The sequence below is a fragment of the Shewanella carassii genome, from assembly GCF_002777975.1.
In the GTDB taxonomy this organism is placed as follows: Bacteria; Pseudomonadota; Gammaproteobacteria; order Enterobacterales; family Shewanellaceae; genus Shewanella; species Shewanella carassii.
Window position 1 is genome coordinate 282,773 of record NZ_NGVS01000004.1, and the last position, 18,878, is coordinate 301,650.

The window sequence follows — 18,878 nt, forward strand, 5'->3', positions numbered from 1 at the left end:
ACTAATGCTTAGCCACCGAAGTCATCCAGGAGGATGTTTTCATCTTCAACGCCAAGATCTTTCAGCATAGCAATTACCGCTGCGTTCATCATTGGAGGTCCACACATGTAGAACTCACAATCTTCAGGGGCGTCGTGCGACTTGAGGTAGTTCTCATAGAGCACGTTATGAATGAAGCCTGTGTAGCCATCCCAGTTGTCCTCAGGCTGAGGATCGGACAGGGCCACATGCCAGACAAAGTTATCATTCTCAGCCGCCAGGCCATCGAAATCTTCAACATAGAACATTTCGCGCTTGGAACGGGCACCGTACCAGAAGCTCATCTTACGCTTGGACTTAAGACGCTTGAGCTGGTCGAAGATATGAGAACGCATAGGCGCCATACCTGCACCACCACCGATAAAGACCATTTCAGCATCGGTATCTTTGGCAAAGAACTCACCGAATGGACCGGAGATAGTGACTTTATCACCTGGTTTGAGACTCCAGATGTAAGACGACATCTTACCACAAGGCAGACTCAGATTCCGTGGTGGCGGTGTGGCAATCCGTACGTTCAGCATGATAATGCCAAACTCTTCCGGATAGTTGGCCATAGAGTATGCTCGAATGGTTTCTTCATCGACCTTGGATTCCAGGTTGAAGAAGCCAAAGTGCTCCCAGTCACCACGATACTCTGCTGGAATATCGAAGTCTTTGTACTTCACATGGTGAGCAGGGGCTTCAATCTGAATATAACCACCGGCACGGAAAGGTACAGACTCGCCATCAGGGATCTGCAGCTTAAGCTCTTTAATGAAGGTCGCCTTGTTATCGTTGGAGATAACAGTACATTCCCACTTCTTGATGCCGAAGATCTCTTCGTCCAGCTCAATTTCCATATCTGACTTGACGTTAACCTGACAAGACAGACGGCAACCCTTACGGGCATCACCCTTGCTGATGTGATCCAGCTCAGTTGGCAGAATATCGCCGCCACCGGACCTAACGTTGACACGACACTGACCACAAGAGCCACCGCCACCACAGGCTGATGACACGAAAATACCGTTGTTGGCCAAAACGCCCAGCAACTTGCCACCGGCAGCAGTGGTAATCGCCTTCTCTGGGTCACCGTTGATGCCAATAGTAATATCACCGCTGGAGACCAACTTGGATTTGGCGAACAGGATCACCAGTACCAGGATCAGAACTATCGCGGTAAACATACTCACACCGAGGTAAACCTCGAGTGGAGTAGACTTAAAAATACCAAGAATATCCATTAACTTATCCTTAGAGGTTCAATTTCGGAAGCCGCTTGGTGTCCCTTAAAGGGACACACCAGAGAACGACATGAAACCTAAGGCCATCAGACCCGCAGTGATAAAGGTAATACCCAGACCACGCAGACCATCAGGCACATCAGCATACTTCAGCTTCTCACGGATACCGGCCAACAGGACGATAGCTAATGCCCAGCCCAAACCGGAACCGAAACCGAACACCAGGCTCTCACCCAGGTTGTAGTCACGTTCAACCATGAAGGATACCGCACCGAAAATCGCACAGTTTACCGTGATCAGCGGCAGGAAGATCCCCAAGGCGTTGTACAGTGGTGGGAAGTATTTATCCAGAGCCATTTCCAGGATCTGAACCAAGGCTGCGATAACACCAATAAAAGTAATGAACTTAAGGAAGCTCAGATCGGCATCCGGGACACCGGCCCAAGCCAGTGCGCCAGGAGCCAGAATACCTTGATAGATTATCTGGTTAACAGGTACAGAAATGGTCAGTACCACGATAACCGCAACCCCAAGCCCCATGGCCGTCTTCACTTTCTTGGAAACGGCCAGGAAAGTACACATCCCCAGGAAGAAGGCCAGTGCCATGTTTTCGATGAAAACAGAGCGAATTAACAAACTGATATAATGTTCCATCGCGCTTACCCTTTTGCTTCTACTTGCTCTGGCTTATAAGTGCGGATTATCCAAATCAGAATACCGATCAGGAAGAAGGCACTTGGCGGCAGCAGTAACAGGCCGTTGGGCTGATACCAGCCACCGTCTGAGATTTTGGACAGTATCTCGACGCCAAACAGCGAACCGTTACCAAAGAGTTCACGAACGAAACCTACACTCATCAGTACCAGACCATAACCCAGGCCGTTACCTATACCATCCATAAAGCTCATCAGTGGAGGGGTCTTCATCGCATAGGCCTCAGCGCGGCCCATCACGATACAGTTGGTAATAATCAAACCAACGAATACCGACAGCTGCTTGGCGATGTCATAGGCGTATGCCTGCAACACCTGATCCACCACGATTACCAGCGAGGCAATAATGGTCATCTGCACGATAATCCGCACGCTGGCAGGAATATGGTTACGTATGATGGAGATAAACAGGTTAGAAAACGCGGTTACCGCCGTCAGTGCTATGGTCATCACCAATGCAGTTTCCAGCTTACTGGTTACCGCCAGGGCACTACATACCCCGAGGATCTGCAGCGCAATAGGGTTATTGCTGACTATAGGTCCGGTGAGAACCTGTTTGAGTTCTTTACTGTCGGCCATTAGCTCAATCCTCCATTGCGTGCTTTTTCAATAAAGCGAGCAAAACCTTCTTCGCCCAACCAGAATGTCAACGAGTGCTGAACACCATTACTGGTCAGGGTCGCGCCGGACAAGGCATCAACACCATGATCTGTCTCGGCAACGGCTGGGTTTTTAGTCACTGTGATAGCTATGTTGCCCTGCTCGTCAAACAGCTTCTTGCCCTGCCATTTGGCTTTCCAGCTTGGGTTTTCCACTTCGCCACCCAATCCGGGAGTTTCGGCCTGGTTGTAATAAACCAGGTTCTGGATGGTATTCATGTCAGGTTCAAGCGCCAGGAAGGCGTACATGGTTGACCACAGACCATAACCATGAACCGGCAGGATCACACTGGTCACTTTACCGGCATCATCACGCACCAGATAAACCACGGCGTTTTTGGCGATCCGCTTAACCGAAGCTATGTCATGCTCAGGCACCACTGAGGTGGCAGGATCACGAGAGGCTTTCTTTTGGTCATAAGTATCGCCATTGATACTGGTAACTTCATCGCCGCTTTTCAGCTCGATAACCTTGGCCTCAACATACTTCTTGTAAGTTTTCAGCACTTCATCTTTGCTAACTTTCGACTTGGAATCGATAAGATTGGCGGCTTCCAGAATAAACTTCTGTTTATCCAGCAGTTTGTTTTCCTGCTGGGTTGGCTTGAGCAATACCGCTGCGGTCGATACAAAAATCGAGCAGACAAGACACAGGCCAACGACGACAAATAGCGTTCTTCCGAACGAATCCTTATTACTAGCCACGAGCAATCCTCCGCTTGATGTTTGCCTGGACTACAAAATGGTCAAACAGTGGCGCAAACAGGTTGGCAAACAGAATCGCCAGCATCATGCCCTCTGGGAATGCAGGGTTGATGACGCGGATAAACACTGCCATGGCACCTATCAAAATACCGTAAGCCCATTTGGCCTGGTTGGTGAAGGAGGCCGACACAGGATCTGTGGCCATAAACATCATACCGAAGGCGAAGCCACCCAGAACCAGATGCCAGTACCAAGGCATGGCGAACATATGGTTGGTTTCAGAACCTATCATGTTCAGCAGCAGAGAGACGGCAATCATACCGACCATCACGCCGCCGACGATGCGCCAGGAAGCGATACGGGTATAGATGATAACCAAACCACCGAGCAGGATTGCCAGAGTAGAAACCTCACCGACAGAACCTGGAATAAAGCCGAAGAAGGCATCCCACCAGTTCTGGTTGAAGGCGTAGTCCAGAGTACCTGAAGCCGCTTGGCTCAGCGCAGTGGCGCCAGAGAAACCGTCGGCAACCACCCAGGAGTTGTCACCAGACATGTTCAGCGGATAGGCAAAGAACAGGAAGGCACGACCGGCCAGTGCGGGGTTGAGGAAGTTACGCCCGGTACCACCGAACACTTCCTTGGCCACGACCACACCAAAGGTGATACCCAGTGCCACCATCCACAATGGGATAGTCGCTGGCAAGGTCAAGGCAAACAGCACTGAGGTCACAAAGAAACCTTCGTTGACTTCATGGCCGCGAACCGAGGCAAACAGCACTTCCCAGATACCACCAACCGCGAAGGTCACGGCATATATAGGCAGGAAGAAGCAGGCGCCATACCACATCAAGGTGGCCCAGCCGGAATCGGCTGTCAGCTGAGTACCGAAGAGTTCAAACAACCCCACCTGCCAAACATCGGGAGTACCGAAACCGGCGGCCAGGGCGATTTGCGCCTGTAGACCTACGTTGTACATCCCGACAAACATGGCGGGGAAAGTACAGGCCCAGACGGTAATCATCATGCGTTTCAGATCCAGGTTGTCGCGTACATGGGTCTTGCCCTTGTTCACTTTACCCGGGGTGTAAAAAATGGTCGCTGCGGCTTCATAGAGCGCATACCACTTCTCGTATTTACCGCCCTTTTCAAATTGCGGTTCAATACGCTCAAGAAAATCTTTCAAGCTCATAAGCCTTCCCTCTCGACGGTCTCCAAGCAGTCACGCAGGTATGAACCATAGTCATACTTACCGGGACATACGAAAGTACACAGTGCCAGGTCTTCCTCATCCAGCTCCAGCGCACCCAATGCCACGGCGCCATCGGTATCACCGGAGATCAGATCGCGCAGCAACATAGTGGGCAGAATATCCAGAGGCATCACCCGCTCGTAGTTGCCAATAGGCACCATGGCCCGCTCGGAACCACCGGTACTGCTGGTCATATTAAACAGTCGGGAAGGACTCAAGTGGCCCAAGAAGGCACGGGTAATGGAGTATTTATCGGCTCCGGGCATCACCCAACCGAAGAACTCTTTCTCGGTCCCCTCTTCAATCAGGGTCAACTGCTGGAAGTAGCGTCCCATATAAGCATGGGGACCTATTGCAGTGCGGCCGTTGAGCACAGAACCTGAGATAACCCGAACTTGGCCATCGGCTTCATCTTGGGTCAGGGCCTGAGTGCTGGCCCCCAGCAGAGTGCGCACCAAGCGAGGGTTCTTGGCTTTGGGGCCTGTGATGGCCACGACGCGCTGGTTATTCAATTCACCTGTGGTAAACAGCTGACCTATCGCGATGACGTCCTGGTAACCCAGGTACCATACGCTGCGACGGGCAGAGGCAGGCATCAAGAAGTGGATATGAGTTCCAGGCAGACCCGCTGGATGGGGACCGGCAAACTCTTCCACTTGGGCATTGCCCGCTGGAATGTCTGCTCCTGGTGCTTTACAGACGAAGACTTTGTCTGTCAGTCGGGCCAATACTTTCAGGCCGTTGACGAAATCGTCTTTATGCTCAGCGATAACAACTTGGGGGTCACCAGCCAGTGGCTGAGTGTCCATGGCTGTCACGAAGATAGCCGCTGCTGTCGCATCCACTGCCGGCACCTTACTGAAAGGACGGGTGCGCAATGCGGTCCACATACCTGATTCAATCAGATTGTCGCGAACCTGCTGCGGTTCCAGAGTATCTAAAGCCTGGGCATCATACTTGGCAAAAGAGACGGCTTCGTCCCCTTCGATCTCTATGACGACCGACTGCAGAACACGTTTGGCGCCGCGGTTGATTTCTAATATTGTGCCACTGGCCAAAGCCGTATATTTGACGCCAGGATTCTTTTTATCTTCAAAAATCACCTGACCTTTTTGCACTTTATCGCCCACTTTGATCTTCATCGTTGGACGTAAGCCAATATACTCTTCACCCAAAGTAGCTACGTGTTTAATGGCTGGGCCATCATGGATAACTTGCTTTGGTCCGCCTGCTAGAGGCAAATCCAATCCTTTCTTAATTGTAATCATATCCACATGCACTACGTTTTGAAGGAAAGACAATGCGCCGCGTTCCTGCTAACCCCCGACTCTCACACAAAAAATCGAGCATTGAGCTAGCGCAGATTTATCACAGAAATGCGATCGCAATCACGCTGGTCGCGCGCATTTTACCCCAATTGCAACGCTATCGCCACGAAAATTATAGTGTTTTAACCTGCTTTTAAAGCGACCAAGAGAGAATCGGGCCAAAGCGAATAAACAGAGATAGCGACAAGTAGGCAAAAGGCAGGATTTTGTCCTGACTCGTATAGTTATACTTTTCATTTTTAAAGAAATAATCGACCAAACAGTCGAAAATACTTATTTCACCGGCCAGCTTTCTCGGCTTTGGCTCTGCTTCAAAATTTCACCCGGTAGCCCAGCTGTAAACGTCGGCCAACACTTGCCAACAAACCACTGTCATCTTCACGTAACGGACTAGCGTCATCGAGCAGATCTTCAGCGCGAAAATAGAGCTGATGTTTTGAGTTGAAGTCATAACTCAGCAGCAGATCCAGTTGCATGCTGTCCTTTGCCGTCACCTGAGGGATAAGGCTTGCCACTTCTGAACGATATATGCCCTGAACTCTGGCCTTAAGGCCGCCCCACTCCAGGCCGGCATGAAGACTCAAGGCATGCTCAGGCAACCAGGGCAACTGCTCATCGGCCATCAGGCAAGGTCCACTCAACATAAGGCAACCCGAATGCTGCGCCTCGGCTTGGGTGTAATGGTACTTGAGCCCCATGGGCCAATTGACACTGCCTGAGTCCAGGCGGTAGTCAAGCGCCAGTTCGGCGCCTTTAACATTCACTTCTCCGAGATTGTATTGATTGAGACGCAGCGCTGGGTCGCAGAAGCTATTTGCCGTGCAATCAAAATGCAGATTATCGAAGTCTCGCTGGTACAGGCTCAGTGCACTTTTCAGTCTACCTGACTCAAAGCGGCCACCGAGTTCATATTGCCAGGCTTGTTGGGAGCGTTGCCCCTGGTTGCCGGGGCTCGCCGCCGCCCAGGCCCTGCCGGCACTGACGAACAGGCTCAGTGCCTCCCCGCGCCAACTGAGCTTGGCCGTGGGTAACCATTCACTTTCGGAGAAATCCGCGGCTGAAAGCGGCACGGTTTCGCTACTGCGCTCCAAGCTGACATCTTCATAGCCGACGCCGAGCTCCAGAGTCACGGCCGACCAGTTGAGTTCAGCCGTCACCGCCGAGCTCCAGACACTGGCCTTGTCATCAATCCTGACACTCAGACTCTGCGCAGTATCACTCAGTAGTCCATCCTGCCATAACCAACTCCCCAGGCCGGGTGCCAGCTCGGCCTTGTCTCTGTGCCAGCGGGCACTGTAACTCACCTTGTGGCGACCATATTGAGTAATGGCCTGAGTCTGGAGCCCCATAGCCTCGAAGTCATCATCACGGCGAAAGTCGACCAATGAAACCGCGCCGATAGCAGCGGCATCCAAGGCCGCCAGTTGCTCAAGCACGTCACCTTGAATAAAGGCGCCATTGGCAAAACTCATCTGCAACTGCGAGCTATGATGGCTATGGTAGTAAAGCTCGGTAAACACCCGGGAGCCGGCAGTAGGCTCAACGCGGTGTGACAGCTGATATCTGTGACTGCGGCTCTTGAGTCTATCCTGCGTGGCAGCGCCATACACCAACTCAGGGTTCAGTTGCCAATCGGCAGCCGTCAGCCCCATTCCCGGCAAAAACTGCCGCTGCTGTGAATACTGATACTTGAATTCAGTATGTTGCCGACTGCGGGCACCCGGCAAGCTGTTGGCCGCTATCTTGAAAAGGACCTTGGTCTGGCTGTCGTCTTGCCCCTGCTCGGCGCTTCTCGGCTCCTGCCAGGGTTGCTGGCGCCTGTGGCTCGCCTGCAGCAACACCTTATAGTCATCGGCATCAATAAGACCGCGGCCCTCGGCGCCCCAACCTTTATCTTCATTGCCTTGAAGCCGCACACTCTTGCCCGGAGTATCATGCAACCCCAGGCTTTGGGTTTCCAAAACGCCAAAACTGCCGCTACCGCCATAGAGCAAGCTACCGGCGGCATTGGCCCTGCTGGCAACCAGGGTATCGGGATCCGGCAGTTGCCACTGATAAGGTGCAGAATAAGGTGCCGGCGCCAGATTGACCCTGTCTTCGATAATCGCCATTCCAGAATGGCCGCTGCCACCGGCGCCGCGGATACTGAAACTGCCAGGCAGGGTTGGGATAAGCTCGCCACCGGCGGTCAATTGCCGCTCGGCCGAGTCATAGTACATGGCATTGATTGCTGCGGGCTCAAAAGCCGGATGGTCAGCAGCCAAAGCTTCGGCAGCACGCGCCCACGGCCCGGCCAAACTCCCGCTCACCAAAACGGCCACGGCACTCACCTTAAGCAAGCCATGCCTCTGACTCATATCCCAATCCCCTATCAGCAGTTACCGCATATTTGATGTTATTTTTTTGTAAACTAACTGATTCGTGGACAAAAAAAAAGCGACTTGAGTAAATATCAAGCCGCTTGATTGAGCGAGGTAAGCCGGGCGGGATTTAGAGCTGCTTCAGCAGTTCCTCACTCAACTTGAGATCATCGTTGCGGTTAACGCTGACACCGGCGGCAATAATATTGCGGGCAATATCCTGCGCCTGCTCCAGAGAATGCATCTGATAGGTACCGCACTGGTATTCGTTCAGCTCAGGAATAGCCTTTTGATCCTGTACCTTGAGCACATCTTCCATGGCTGCCAACCAAGCATCGGCAACCCGGCCTTCTTCCGGTGTCCCGATAAGGCTCATATAAAAGCCGGTGCGGCAACCCATGGGCGAAATATCTATGATCTCCACTCCGTCACCATTGAGGTGATCGCGCATAAAGCCGGCAAACAGGTGTTCCAGTGTATGAATGCCACGCTCGCTGAGAATATCCTTGTTGGGCGCGCAAAAACGCAGGTCAAATACCGTAATGGTATCGCCCTTTGGTGTGCTCATGGTCTTGGCCACCCGCACTGCCGGTGCCTCCATCTTGGTATGGTCCACGGTAAAGCTGTCTAACAATGGCATGGGTATTCTCCCTTGGATGGCAAGCTGGCTTGCACTGTTAAATGGTTTCGCGTCTCAAAGCGCTATTATTACAGCGCCCAAACACAAATGCAGCCCCTGGAGGCGGTTTATCAAGCCAGGACTTTTAACCACGGCACTTGGGCGACTCAGGCACGGCGCTTTGAGCATCCCATTCGGCCTGAGTATAAGTATGCATGGACAGAGCGTGCACGCCATTGGCCAGTTCTTCCGCCAAGGCCTGGTTCACTTCTCTATGGCGAGCCAGCAGACGCTTACCATCAAAGGCTTCACTGACAATGATCACCTTGAAGTGCGTCTCTGAATTAGGCGGCACATGGTGATTGTGGCTCTCGTTGATGACTTCTATATGACTCGGCGTCAGGGCAAGGCGCAACTTCTGCTCTATGGTCTGGGCAACGGACATGGTAAAACCTGATATAAGCTGTTGGGATTGGCGGCAGGTTACTGCTTCGGCGAACAAAGATCAATCCGACAATTTTCAACCACCAGGAGGATGAAAACCCGGTTTGAGCCGCCGATAGGTGAGATTGAGCCTGGGCTCTGTGAGTTTCAGCCTTCTTGGCAAAGCATGTTGCCATTCCTGCTGCATCGGCCAGCGCATCAACAAGAGATCGCCCGAGTTAAGCCTCAGCCGCAGCTTCTCGCCGCTTTGCTTGTGTCTCAAATCAAAATCGCGTCCGGCGCCCAGACTGATTGACGCGATATCGGCCCCCTCAGCCAGCTCAGGTTCATCGTCGCTGTGCCACCCCATAGCGTCGCGGCCATCGGCATAACGGTTTACCAGCACGCCATTGCTGCCAAGCTGCCAATCCCGATCCAGCTTTTGCCTTAGCCTTAACAGATATTTGGGCCAGGGAAGCGCCCGGACCAATAACCCTGAGTAACGATAATCACAGCCGGGATCGCCAAACCACACCTGAGTACGGGGAATGGCGTGACGCTTACCGAATATCTCAAGCTCGGGGCGAGTCAGGGGATAATGCTCCGCCTCGCGCCAAATGGCATCCTGCTGGGCTGGATTGAGATAACCGCGCACCAGCAACATAGGCGGCTGCTCAAACCGCTGCACGCCTGTTGCCGACTCAGCAGATGACCCAGGCTCATGCGCAAACAGCGACTGCTGTATCTCTTTTGAACTCATATTTGAACTCATCTTTAAACTTCATGGCATTGTTTCTCTGTGGCTTATTGCCGGGCTTAAACCTTCTCTATTAGATAATGACCAAGGCAGATTTTCGCAAATATCGCCTTGAGCGCCAGTATTTGCGATAATCCGCGCAAATTCGTCCTTTAAGCCCAGTTATATGACCAGCCAGTTCTCAGCCGCTGATATTCAGCTCACTCTGCACCGCTATCCCGAAGAGCAGGAATCCAACCTCCAGGCCTGGGATGCCGCCGATGAACACCTGCTCAAACAGCTCGCCGAGGAAGAGGCGCCTCAATCTGTGCTTATTATCAACGACAGTTTTGGTGCCCTGCTGTGCGCCATTCGCCGAGGTTACCCAGATGCAAAGATTCACTGGAGCTCGGATGCCCGCACTTCCCACCTTGGTGCTCGACAAAATCTTGAGAAAAACCATCTCAGCGATGCCGACATTCACTGGCTAAACAGTCGGGAAATGCCTGCTTGTGTACCCGATACCATATTGCTGAAGCTGCCCAAGAACCTCAACTTTTTTGCCTGGCAGCTGACCCTGCTGGCCAATATGCTTCCCGCCGGTACCCGGGTATTGATTGGCGCCAAGGCCAAATCCATCAATCAAGCCTTGTTGACCCTGATTGGCAAACATCTGGGCCAGGCCAGCGCCAGTCTGGCGTGGAAAAAGACCCGGGTGATTACCGCCTTCGCCGATGGCCAGGCGCGCGAATTGCCAGCCCCCAGCGAGTGGCCCCTTGGCGAATTCGGCCTCAATATCTGTAATCTCAGTAATGTATTTGCCGCCGGCAAACTGGATATCGGCGCCCGTTTGATGTTGGCCAACCTCCCCGAAGGTGAGTTTAGCTCTGTGGTGGATCTGGGCTGCGGCAATGGTGTTTTGGGGCTGGCAGCGGCCAAGCGTTATCCCGAGGCGAGCATTCACTTTGTCGATGACTCTGAGATGGCCGTGGAAAGTGCCCGGCTCAACTGGCACGGCAATGGTTTTGAAGCCGAACGCGGCCACTTCTATTGGGATGACTGTCTGAGTCATTTGAGCGCCGGTGTCGCACCGGATCTGGTGCTCTGTAACCCGCCGTTTCATCAGGGAGAGGCCATCACAGATCATATTGCCTGGCAGATGTTCCTCGATGCCAGACGGCGTCTGGTGAACGGCGGCATACTGCATGTGGTTGGCAACCGTCACCTGGGTTACCACATCAAGCTCAAGCGCCTGTTTGGCAACTGCAAGACCATAGCCTCCAATGGTAAGTTTGTGATCCTGCAAGCCTCTAAATAAAAGGCCAACAAGAGTAAACCTTGTTGACCCATTCCGGCCCCCGTTGGGAACCCGGAAAGAAACAGGCCGGGAGAGCCCCCGGCCTGTGTAGTTAAATTTTGTAATTTCAGGCGGCAACTTTGCCGCGTCTGTAACGCAAACCGCCAAGCAGTACCAGACTCGCGAGCGCCAGCACTGACAGGCTGCCGCCGGCATCGACTATCACGGTCGCGCCATCATCTCTGTCCCATTCGCGACTCTCCAGCGGCAAGGCATAGAGGCTATTGCTTTCATAAGAACTTATGGTTGCCACTATGTCACTGTAACCGGGTTCATAGAGGTCGATCAGCACATCATAATGATCGCTGGGATAGCCGCTCTCTAACGTGGTGAGCACTTCAAAGTCATCCTGGGTACTGTCTCCCTGAATGTAGAACACCTCAGTGCTGTAGTAATGCTCCCAGTCACCGCCGTTGCGGCTCAGATAAAGCTCGGCATAAACGGGCACAGACTCGGCCGGATCATTACCGTAAACATCGGCATCGAAGCGCACCGCAAAGCTACGATAAAAGCCATCAGAGTCATAATCATCATAAAGGTAGCTGGCCGCCTCATAAAAGCTGAACTCATGGTAATAGCTGTGGGCCGCCATGGAGACCATCCGCTGCGGCGCGGCTTGGCTCTCGGGCAGTTTCTGTTTCTTGGCAATCATCTGCTCGCGGGTCATGCGCTCACCGGAAACTTGAGCTCCGGTAGATTGCCACTCCTGCTGCAGTTGCTTGAGCAACTGCCTGTGTTGTGCCGCCCGTAGCTTCGCGCCTGAGCTATCCTGTTCATCGCTTGGTTGCTGCGCTTTTTGGCCGATTGAGGCTTGTCCGCCGACAGGCTCCTTGGCATAGGCTGCAGGCGCCCCCCAAAACAGAGCCAAAAACAGCGACAGGCTAAATACAGTGTAAGATAATAATTTCATAGTGCTTCTCCACAGGGCGCATCCCGCGCTTATCCGGGTTTAGGGAAGGTGCGAACAAGTCCCATGTGTGCTCTGCGTCGGCTTACAGGCCTGGATGCAAGGCGTGGTTCGCAGCAAATGGCCCTAGTCCTTTGCAAGAAGCACAACATAGCAGGCAGGTCTGTAAGCCACGCCCTTCGGGGCTTTCACAGCAACCGGCTCTCTGCGTTATCCGACTTCGACAGGCCCCGGCATGCCTTCAGTCAGATGCCTTGAGCGCCAATTGCTGTGCAAGCCAGAGTGCCACGAGGACTTATTCGCACCTTCCTTAGCATTATTAAAAGTCAGCTTGGGTGAACATGAGATGAACGGTTTCTGTCAGCCGATGTTCATCTTGGAAGGAGTACAACTGACCGGGCCTGAGCGAAAACCGGGGGGAAGGATAGATAGAGAGTGAAGACCCGGCTGGCTATTTCATCCACCGCGGGGATCTTTTACACTGGGCCAAGCGTTTCCAAAAGGGCAAAACCATGAAAAGGGGCAGTAAAATCAAGCATCAAGCTTATCACTCAAGCGGAATTATCGCGGCAAGCATGCTATTGCTGTCGCTGGCTTTCGCTCAACCCCTGCATGCCGGCCCCTTTGCCAAGCCGGAACGAACGACTCAGGGCCAGGAGGCCAAGCTGAAAGTCCGCAGCGGCGATGAAGCCGCCAGACTGGTGAAGCAGGCTTATGGCGGTAAGGTACTCAGGGTGCAGTCTGTTAAGGTCAACGGCAACCCGGGGTATCGAGTCAAACTGCTGCAGGACAGCGGCCGAATTGTCTATGTCTCTGTAGATGCCCGCAGCGGCCGCCTGCAGGCAAACTGACAGGAAACAGCTTATGCGACTGTTATTGGTAGAAGATGATGCCGCCTTACAGGCTAACTTAAAACAGCATCTGCAAGAGGCAGGTTTCAATCTGGATACGGCGTCAGACGGCGAAGAGGGCCTGTTTCTGGCGGCGGAATATCCCTATGATGCCGCCATTATCGATATCGGCCTGCCCAAACTCAGCGGCATAGCACTGATTGAACAGATGCGTGCCAAGGGACTGGATTACCCTGTGCTGATCCTCACCGCCAGAGATGGCTGGCAAGACAAGGTGGAAGGCCTGGATGCCGGTGGTGATGACTACCTCACCAAACCGTTTCACCCCATGGAACTCACCGCCAGGATCAAGGCTTTAATCCGCCGCAGCGCAGGTAAGGCCAGCCCCTTACTGCAAAGTGGTCCTGTCACCCTGAATACCAGCAGCGGTGAAGTACGACTCGGCAAACACAGTGTCAGCCTCAGCGCCTCCGAATACAAATTGCTCGAGTATCTAATGCTGCATCAGAGCGAAGTCACTTCCAAGAGTCTGCTTATCGAGCATATCTATGATCAGGACTTTGATCTGGACTCCAATGTGATTGAGGTATTTATTCGCCGTTTGCGCAAGAAGCTGGATCCCGAGGGCACGCTTGGGCTTATTGAAACCCTGCGTGGTCAGGGTTATCGCCTTAATGCGCTTCCTGTCAGAGATAAGCCCTGATGAAGCCCTTGCCTGCAAGGCTTTTGCCCGGTTCACTCAAGGGCCGACTGATGATCAGCGCCCTGCTGTTGAATCTGGTGCTCTTGCCGCTTATCGGCGTGACCCTGAGCGATGCCTTTCGTGCCCAATTGACCCACGCGGTAAAAGATGAACTCAGCGCCGCCCTTTATGGCGTATTGGCATTGGCAGAAGTGGAACAGGGCGAACTGGTTCTGCCGGATCAATTACAGGACAAACAGTTCAACATAGATCAATCCGGGCTCTACGCCCTGGTCAGCAGCCAAGGCAAACTGGTATGGCATTCGCCTTCCTTTATCGGTATGCCGCCTCCGGGCAAGCTTCCAAGCCCACCACTCGGAGAAGGCCGCTTTGGCGAAATGCTTCTCCTGGGCAAGCCTCACTTCAGTTACAGCTTCAGCGCCAGCTTTGCCTCGGCCTCGAATAATGACCGGGATATTCCCTTTACCGTACACATCATCAAAGATCAGACCGGCTTTGAGCAAACCCAAGGCGCCTTCAGCCGCCAGCTCTGGCAATACCTGGGACTATTGATGCTGTTCCTGTTACTGGTTCAAGGAGGCTGGCTCTGGTGGACACTCAAACCACTGGCGCGCTTTCGCGCCGAGCTCGAAGCGGTTGAGCAAGGCAAACGGCAACATCTCGGCAGCGACTATCCCAAGGAGCTGCAACAGGTCGCGACCCAACTCAATGCCCTGATAAGCAACGAACAGCGCCAACGCCAACGTTATCGCAACGCCTTGTCGGATCTGGCCCATAGCCTGAAAACACCGCTGGCGGTACTGCAAAGCCTCAAGTCTTTGCCGAGCGATGCCCAAGAGCCCATCAGCCAAATCAACGCCAGCATAGGGCACCAGTTGAAGCGAGCCCAAAGTGCCGGCAGCGGCGCTTGGCACCAAGGGGTGAACAGTAAAACCGTGGCCGACAAACTGCTGCGAACCCTTGGCAAGATTTATGCCGACAAGGTGCTGGAGTTTGAGGCTGACCTGGCAACAAATGCCCTGTTTTATGGCGATGAAGCCGACCTGGCCGAACTCCTCGGCAATCTATTGGATAACGCCTGCAAGGCAGCAAACAGCAAGGTTGCCCTCAAAACCTGGGTTAGCGAAAAAGGCCTGAACATCTGCATCGAAGACGATGGCCCGGGCATTACAGAGCAGCAGAAAACCCAGCTGTTCGAGCGCGGTGTCAGAGCCGATAACTACCAACAAGGGCATGGCATAGGGCTGGCGATAGTCAAAGATCTGCTGCAGAGCTACCAAGGCCAGTGGCAAATAGATCAATCTCCCCTGGGCGGCGCTCGTTTCACCCTGTTTTTACCCAGAAGTTGAGATTGGGGAATGGTACATTCATTCCCCTTACCGATTTCAAACAAGGCTAATCTTACAAAATGGCACCAATGCCACCCTTGATGCTGCCAATAAGCACTGGTCAAGTTTCCGGCAATGGATGTTTCTCGTTGCCTGCCGCTGGGATGGGCACGAAGCCCGAATGCAGTGAAAAGCAGGATGTCCGAGAACGGCCTTTTGCACAGGCTCCCCTGTGACACGGCGAGAGTTGCGCAGCAACATGCTTTCGAGCGCGAGCCTGGGATGGTGAGCTAGCCGTTGTGCATGAATGCATTTGTTCCACGACGTTAGGCCACTGGCACAGTGGCTAGCATTGCTTCAAGCCAAAACTCACCAATGAACTTGATCCTAGCGGCTAGCTAAGTTGTGGCCAATCACCTGCGGTGCGCCTTTCGCACAGGCGATCCTGTGACACGCTGCGAGTACGTCCCTGTAAGCTCTGCCTCGCCATCCCTGGCTCGGAAGGTCACAGTTCCGTCTGTGCCTGAAAAATAGGTGTGTGTCTGTAGATCTCTCAAATATTTCAAGCTATTTAGGACTAACAGAGTTGCACCAACTCCCCCCTCTGTGTCGCCGAAAGCCGTTGGCACAAATAACATTGCAAAGGGACGCCCCCTCAGGAAATAATCGCTTCCCAAAGTAGCGTTGATATCCTGTATGCGAGAGCTGTTGGTTACGCTCAATATCATGATGAAAAATCGAACCCGATGGGCGAAAGCTATCACAATTAGCGAAATACTTATTGACGGAATGCCACCGTCACTTGTTATGTTTCAATGCCTCGTTCCTTAAGCATATTTTTAAAAACTATTTGAGCCCATTTAATCACTAATTCAGAATTCCCAAGTTCATCCTTATCCAGGTAAGAGATGAGGACAGGATACCCGCCGCTGGGACAATACTTTAAATGTTCAAATCCATCCCATTCCAAACCCAACCCCCGAACAGGTATGCTGGGGTCTCCGTTAACCCAGTAACTTACTTTTTCAAAATATCCCGCGGATATAAGAAATTCACCAATACTTATGGCTTGTTCTACGGATTGAAAACAAACAGGTTGATAGGTAGTTTTATTGGTCGAAGAGCAACCTGGTAACAGGAGACTTAAAAAAGCGAGGAGCCAAATTCTCATAATATCTTCCTCGGCCTAACTTGCGGCGATTGCCGCACCGCGGTAACCATCCGGCAGCATTAGATTGTTAGGTGCTGCTACCTTTAGCGGATGCACCTGATTATTGATTAAGAAATCTTCTAACTCACTTAGCTCAGTGGGCAGCCTCGCACCATCATGGGAACCGCAGCCAACGAACCGGAAGCCAGCAGCGAACAGAATTTGTACCTTACGCCACTGCCTCTTATCACCTGCCTTCGGTGCCTTGAAGCTACGCCCCATCTCATGCATACATTCGCCACAATCTGGGCATGAGTGACATGGAGTTGGCTCTTTATCAGAGTACTCAACAGGCCTTTTGTAACTTTTTCGGCAGTTGAAGCATGCATGAGCAACCAAATATTCGGGGCCGCGATGGAATGAAACCGGCTTGGGCGGACGAATAACACGAGTTCCCGTAGCCTTACGTAATTCCATTCTTCGGTGCTTTTCTAGATTTATACTCATAACTCCTCTGAGCACCAACGCCGCGCACAGCTTTGCCAGTCCGTTGTTGCGCCTTGTTATGCCTTTGCATAGCCCATTATCCGTAAACCAGTAGTTGTATGCTGAATTTCATATTTGCCTAACTGGTCAATTATTTTTACAAACTCTATAAGCTTTGGATTTAGATCAAATGGAAATTCTATCCATTCAATCTCTTTGTATATTGATGGCTCGATAAACCAGTGCTCATCAATTTGTTCTTCGTATTGCTCAATAATGGAAGACTTTACATCACCTGAATGGACAAGTTTATAATTGATCTCACTAACACTCGGGTACAATGAGCAAGTTGCCTTGAAAAGCTTTACCCACTTAGCATTGCTCATATATGAAGCGGAAAAGTTCCGAGAGATAATCGAATCTAAACGATCCCATTGTTTATCTCTCTTTTCATCCTGAGCTTTTACTTTACTGGACATAACTCGAACTCTTCAGAGGCATAGACATAATGATTCCCCAAAAACTCAAGCCACCCACTGTAAAACAATAACTTAATCTTCTTTCGGTCTGCGTTCAAGCACCGGTAGGGGATTTGAGCGCTACAAAGCACTTCTCTGTCTGTCCATCGGTTTGCTGTCTCTATATCAATATGCAACACCAGATGCAGATGATTACTCATGATGGCAAATGCGGCCACATCAATGGCAAAAACGGCTTCCAATTCAAACAATAAAGATTCCACCCAACCACGGCGGTGGTCANAAATGCGGCCACATCAATGGCAAAAACGGCTTCCAATTCAAACAATAAAGATTCCACCCAACCACGGCGGTGGTCATAATTCTTACCCGAATAGGCATCATCACCACACAGAAAGGCACGCCGCACCACGCGGCTGCAACAGTGGTAGTAAGGCGTATCTTCAAGGCTGATTTGAGTTCGGCGAGGGCGCGGCATAATAACCTCCTTGTTAAATGCTTAAACAAAGCATAGTCGGAGACTAACTAGCGCGCCATTAATGCTGGGTGTCCATATTCTCTTATGTATCATTCCAAATAGCTACCGAACTTTGTTCAGAGTCAACTCCCCAATATGTAGGGTTCCCTTTCTCTTCGTTGATATCTTCGATTGACGAACCGAGACGAATACCATCAATTTTGCCTTTGTAGGCTATACCTGATGGTAGCCTCTTCGCGGTAACTCCCCCAACTTCGTCTTGAAACTCATAATCAGGGTTAAGTTCAATGCCATGCGAAAAATATGAGTTACCTATAAAAGTGCGTTCTTGTGGTTCACCTAAAGTTAACTCTGCATCTGAAATTTTCATTCCAATTTCGATAGGTAAACTGCTATTTTCTTCTGAATACGGATTAAAGCTGTTTAAGTATGTAACTAGCTCCAATGAGTCTTTCCCAAACGTAACGATTCCCGTTACGTTTGCGGCACAGGTGACGACCGTAGCCTTATTATTTCTATAAATATGTTTTATCTTGTTCCAAATCACTACTGAAATATCCGTTTTTTGATGTGTAGTGGCGCATAACGCTCGCCACAAGGGTGAGTAACGACTAGTTGCGAGCCCCGTTGCGAAGCAACGAATTGGTGGCGTTTGTTATACATTATTACCTAAATGGCAAGTCGCCATAAGCCCATATAAATGTTCCTAGAATACCTAATGTTAGCGCGAGCCATTGATACCATATTTTGGAGTTTATATTGAGAGTAGAACCTTCCAATTCATACCTCTTACCATTCTCATGAAATGCAGTATAAATTCCAGCCGCAGCAATTAGTGCACCAGAGCGCTGAAACCAGAAGAATTCATCTGAAATACATAGATCGGCGCTAAATGAAATTCCTGCGATAATTAGCACCACCACCGTAGGTAAAACCACATGCACAAATTGCGACCCAATTGATTCTTCACGTACACTCATATGATCTCCATTTCTGTATAGACATAATGATTCCCTGTGCAGGTGTCGGCCTCCGTGTTTTCTCGTGGATTAGTTAAACCAGAGCCACACTGTTTGTTG

19 protein-coding genes and 1 pseudogene are annotated in these 18,878 nt (G+C 51.5%); 4 read left to right on the forward strand and 16 right to left on the reverse strand.

What is annotated here, in order from left to right:
• Positions 1-8: 8 nt before the first annotated feature.
• The 10 genes from nqrF to CBE72_RS02160 form a co-directional block, all read right to left on the reverse strand.
• A complete protein-coding gene (gene nqrF, locus CBE72_RS02115) occupies positions 9-1,265 on the reverse strand; it encodes an NADH:ubiquinone reductase (Na(+)-transporting) subunit F (RefSeq protein ID WP_100142077.1) in 1,257 nt (418 codons plus the stop codon).
• 45 nt (positions 1,266-1,310) lie between these two features.
• A complete protein-coding gene (gene nqrE, locus CBE72_RS02120) occupies positions 1,311-1,919 on the reverse strand; it encodes an NADH:ubiquinone reductase (Na(+)-transporting) subunit E (protein WP_100142078.1) in 609 nt (202 codons plus the stop codon).
• Between the two features lie 5 nt (positions 1,920-1,924).
• Positions 1,925-2,557: an NADH:ubiquinone reductase (Na(+)-transporting) subunit D gene (locus CBE72_RS02125; protein WP_100142079.1), complete on the reverse strand. Its 633-nt coding sequence runs from the start codon at positions 2,555-2,557 to the stop codon at positions 1,925-1,927.
• Positions 2,557-3,342, reverse strand: a complete 786-nt coding sequence (locus tag CBE72_RS02130) for a Na(+)-translocating NADH-quinone reductase subunit C (protein WP_100142080.1) — start codon at positions 3,340-3,342, stop codon at positions 2,557-2,559. The genes CBE72_RS02125 and CBE72_RS02130 overlap by 1 nt, the downstream gene beginning before the upstream one ends.
• Complete coding sequence (locus CBE72_RS02135; protein ID WP_100142081.1) at positions 3,335-4,534, reverse strand: NADH:ubiquinone reductase (Na(+)-transporting) subunit B; 1,200 nt, start codon at positions 4,532-4,534, stop codon at positions 3,335-3,337. The genes CBE72_RS02130 and CBE72_RS02135 overlap by 8 nt, the downstream gene beginning before the upstream one ends.
• Positions 4,531-5,862: a Na(+)-translocating NADH-quinone reductase subunit A gene (locus CBE72_RS02140; protein WP_100142120.1), complete on the reverse strand. Its 1,332-nt coding sequence runs from the start codon at positions 5,860-5,862 to the stop codon at positions 4,531-4,533. The genes CBE72_RS02135 and CBE72_RS02140 overlap by 4 nt, the downstream gene beginning before the upstream one ends.
• Positions 5,863-6,233: 371 nt before the next feature.
• Positions 6,234-8,279 carry a TonB-dependent receptor gene (locus tag CBE72_RS02145; RefSeq protein WP_100142082.1) on the reverse strand — a complete coding sequence of 682 codons (2,046 nt, stop codon included), beginning with the start codon at positions 8,277-8,279 and terminating at the stop codon, positions 6,234-6,236.
• 133 nt (positions 8,280-8,412) lie between these two features.
• On the reverse strand, positions 8,413-8,922 hold the full coding sequence (gene luxS / locus CBE72_RS02150; RefSeq protein WP_039033608.1) for an S-ribosylhomocysteine lyase: 510 nt from the start codon (positions 8,920-8,922) through the stop codon (positions 8,413-8,415).
• 124 nt (positions 8,923-9,046) lie between these two features.
• The gene (locus CBE72_RS02155) at positions 9,047-9,346 is read right to left on the reverse strand and encodes a BolA family protein (protein ID WP_028779744.1); all 300 of its coding nucleotides are present in this window, start codon (positions 9,344-9,346) and stop codon (positions 9,047-9,049) included.
• Positions 9,347-9,421: 75 nt separating this feature from the next.
• Entirely contained in the window at positions 9,422-10,084 is a 663-nt protein-coding gene (locus tag CBE72_RS02160; RefSeq protein ID WP_100142083.1) for an alpha-ketoglutarate-dependent dioxygenase AlkB family protein, read from the reverse strand.
• A 163-nt stretch (positions 10,085-10,247) separates the two neighbouring features.
• Here CBE72_RS02160 and CBE72_RS02165 point away from each other — a divergent pair, with 163 nt between their 5' ends.
• On the forward strand, positions 10,248-11,378 hold the full coding sequence (locus CBE72_RS02165; RefSeq protein ID WP_100142084.1) for a methyltransferase: 1,131 nt from the start codon (positions 10,248-10,250) through the stop codon (positions 11,376-11,378).
• A gap of 106 nt (positions 11,379-11,484) precedes the next feature.
• On the opposite strand, the gene CBE72_RS02170 is transcribed toward CBE72_RS02165, so the two are convergent.
• Entirely contained in the window at positions 11,485-12,327 is an 843-nt protein-coding gene (locus CBE72_RS02170; RefSeq protein ID WP_100142085.1) for a choice-of-anchor H family protein, read from the reverse strand.
• Between the two features lie 509 nt (positions 12,328-12,836).
• Here CBE72_RS02170 and CBE72_RS02175 point away from each other — a divergent pair.
• From CBE72_RS02175 to CBE72_RS02185, 3 genes are read left to right on the forward strand one after another with little or no spacing between them, the layout of a single operon-like run.
• Positions 12,837-13,175 (forward strand): PepSY domain-containing protein, encoded by a 339-nt coding sequence (locus CBE72_RS02175; protein ID WP_025011880.1) that lies wholly within the window; start codon positions 12,837-12,839, stop codon positions 13,173-13,175.
• Positions 13,176-13,188: 13 nt separating this feature from the next.
• The gene (locus tag CBE72_RS02180) at positions 13,189-13,878 is read left to right on the forward strand and encodes a response regulator transcription factor (protein WP_100142086.1); all 690 of its coding nucleotides are present in this window, start codon (positions 13,189-13,191) and stop codon (positions 13,876-13,878) included.
• A complete protein-coding gene (locus CBE72_RS02185) occupies positions 13,878-15,227 on the forward strand; it encodes an ATP-binding protein (protein WP_100142087.1) in 1,350 nt (449 codons plus the stop codon). Before CBE72_RS02180 ends, CBE72_RS02185 begins: the two co-directional genes overlap by 1 nt.
• A 784-nt stretch (positions 15,228-16,011) precedes the next feature.
• Here the strand turns inward: CBE72_RS02185 and CBE72_RS02190 are convergent.
• From CBE72_RS02190 to CBE72_RS02215, 5 genes and pseudogenes are all read right to left on the reverse strand, one after another.
• On the reverse strand, positions 16,012-16,377 hold the full coding sequence (locus CBE72_RS02190; RefSeq protein WP_100142088.1) for a hypothetical protein: 366 nt from the start codon (positions 16,375-16,377) through the stop codon (positions 16,012-16,014).
• A gap of 542 nt (positions 16,378-16,919) precedes the next feature.
• Positions 16,920-17,321 carry a DUF6678 family protein gene (locus CBE72_RS02200; RefSeq protein WP_100142090.1) on the reverse strand — a complete coding sequence of 134 codons (402 nt, stop codon included), beginning with the start codon at positions 17,319-17,321 and terminating at the stop codon, positions 16,920-16,922.
• Between the two features lie 283 nt (positions 17,322-17,604).
• Positions 17,605-17,799: pseudogene (locus tag CBE72_RS20650) on the reverse strand (transposase); the annotation flags it as partial.
• Between the two features lie 82 nt (positions 17,800-17,881).
• Positions 17,882-18,346, reverse strand: a complete 465-nt coding sequence (locus CBE72_RS02210; protein ID WP_100142091.1) for a hypothetical protein — start codon at positions 18,344-18,346, stop codon at positions 17,882-17,884.
• 118 nt (positions 18,347-18,464) lie between these two features.
• On the reverse strand, positions 18,465-18,779 hold the full coding sequence (locus tag CBE72_RS02215) for a hypothetical protein (RefSeq protein ID WP_100142092.1): 315 nt from the start codon (positions 18,777-18,779) through the stop codon (positions 18,465-18,467).
• Positions 18,780-18,878: the final 99 nt, after the last annotated feature.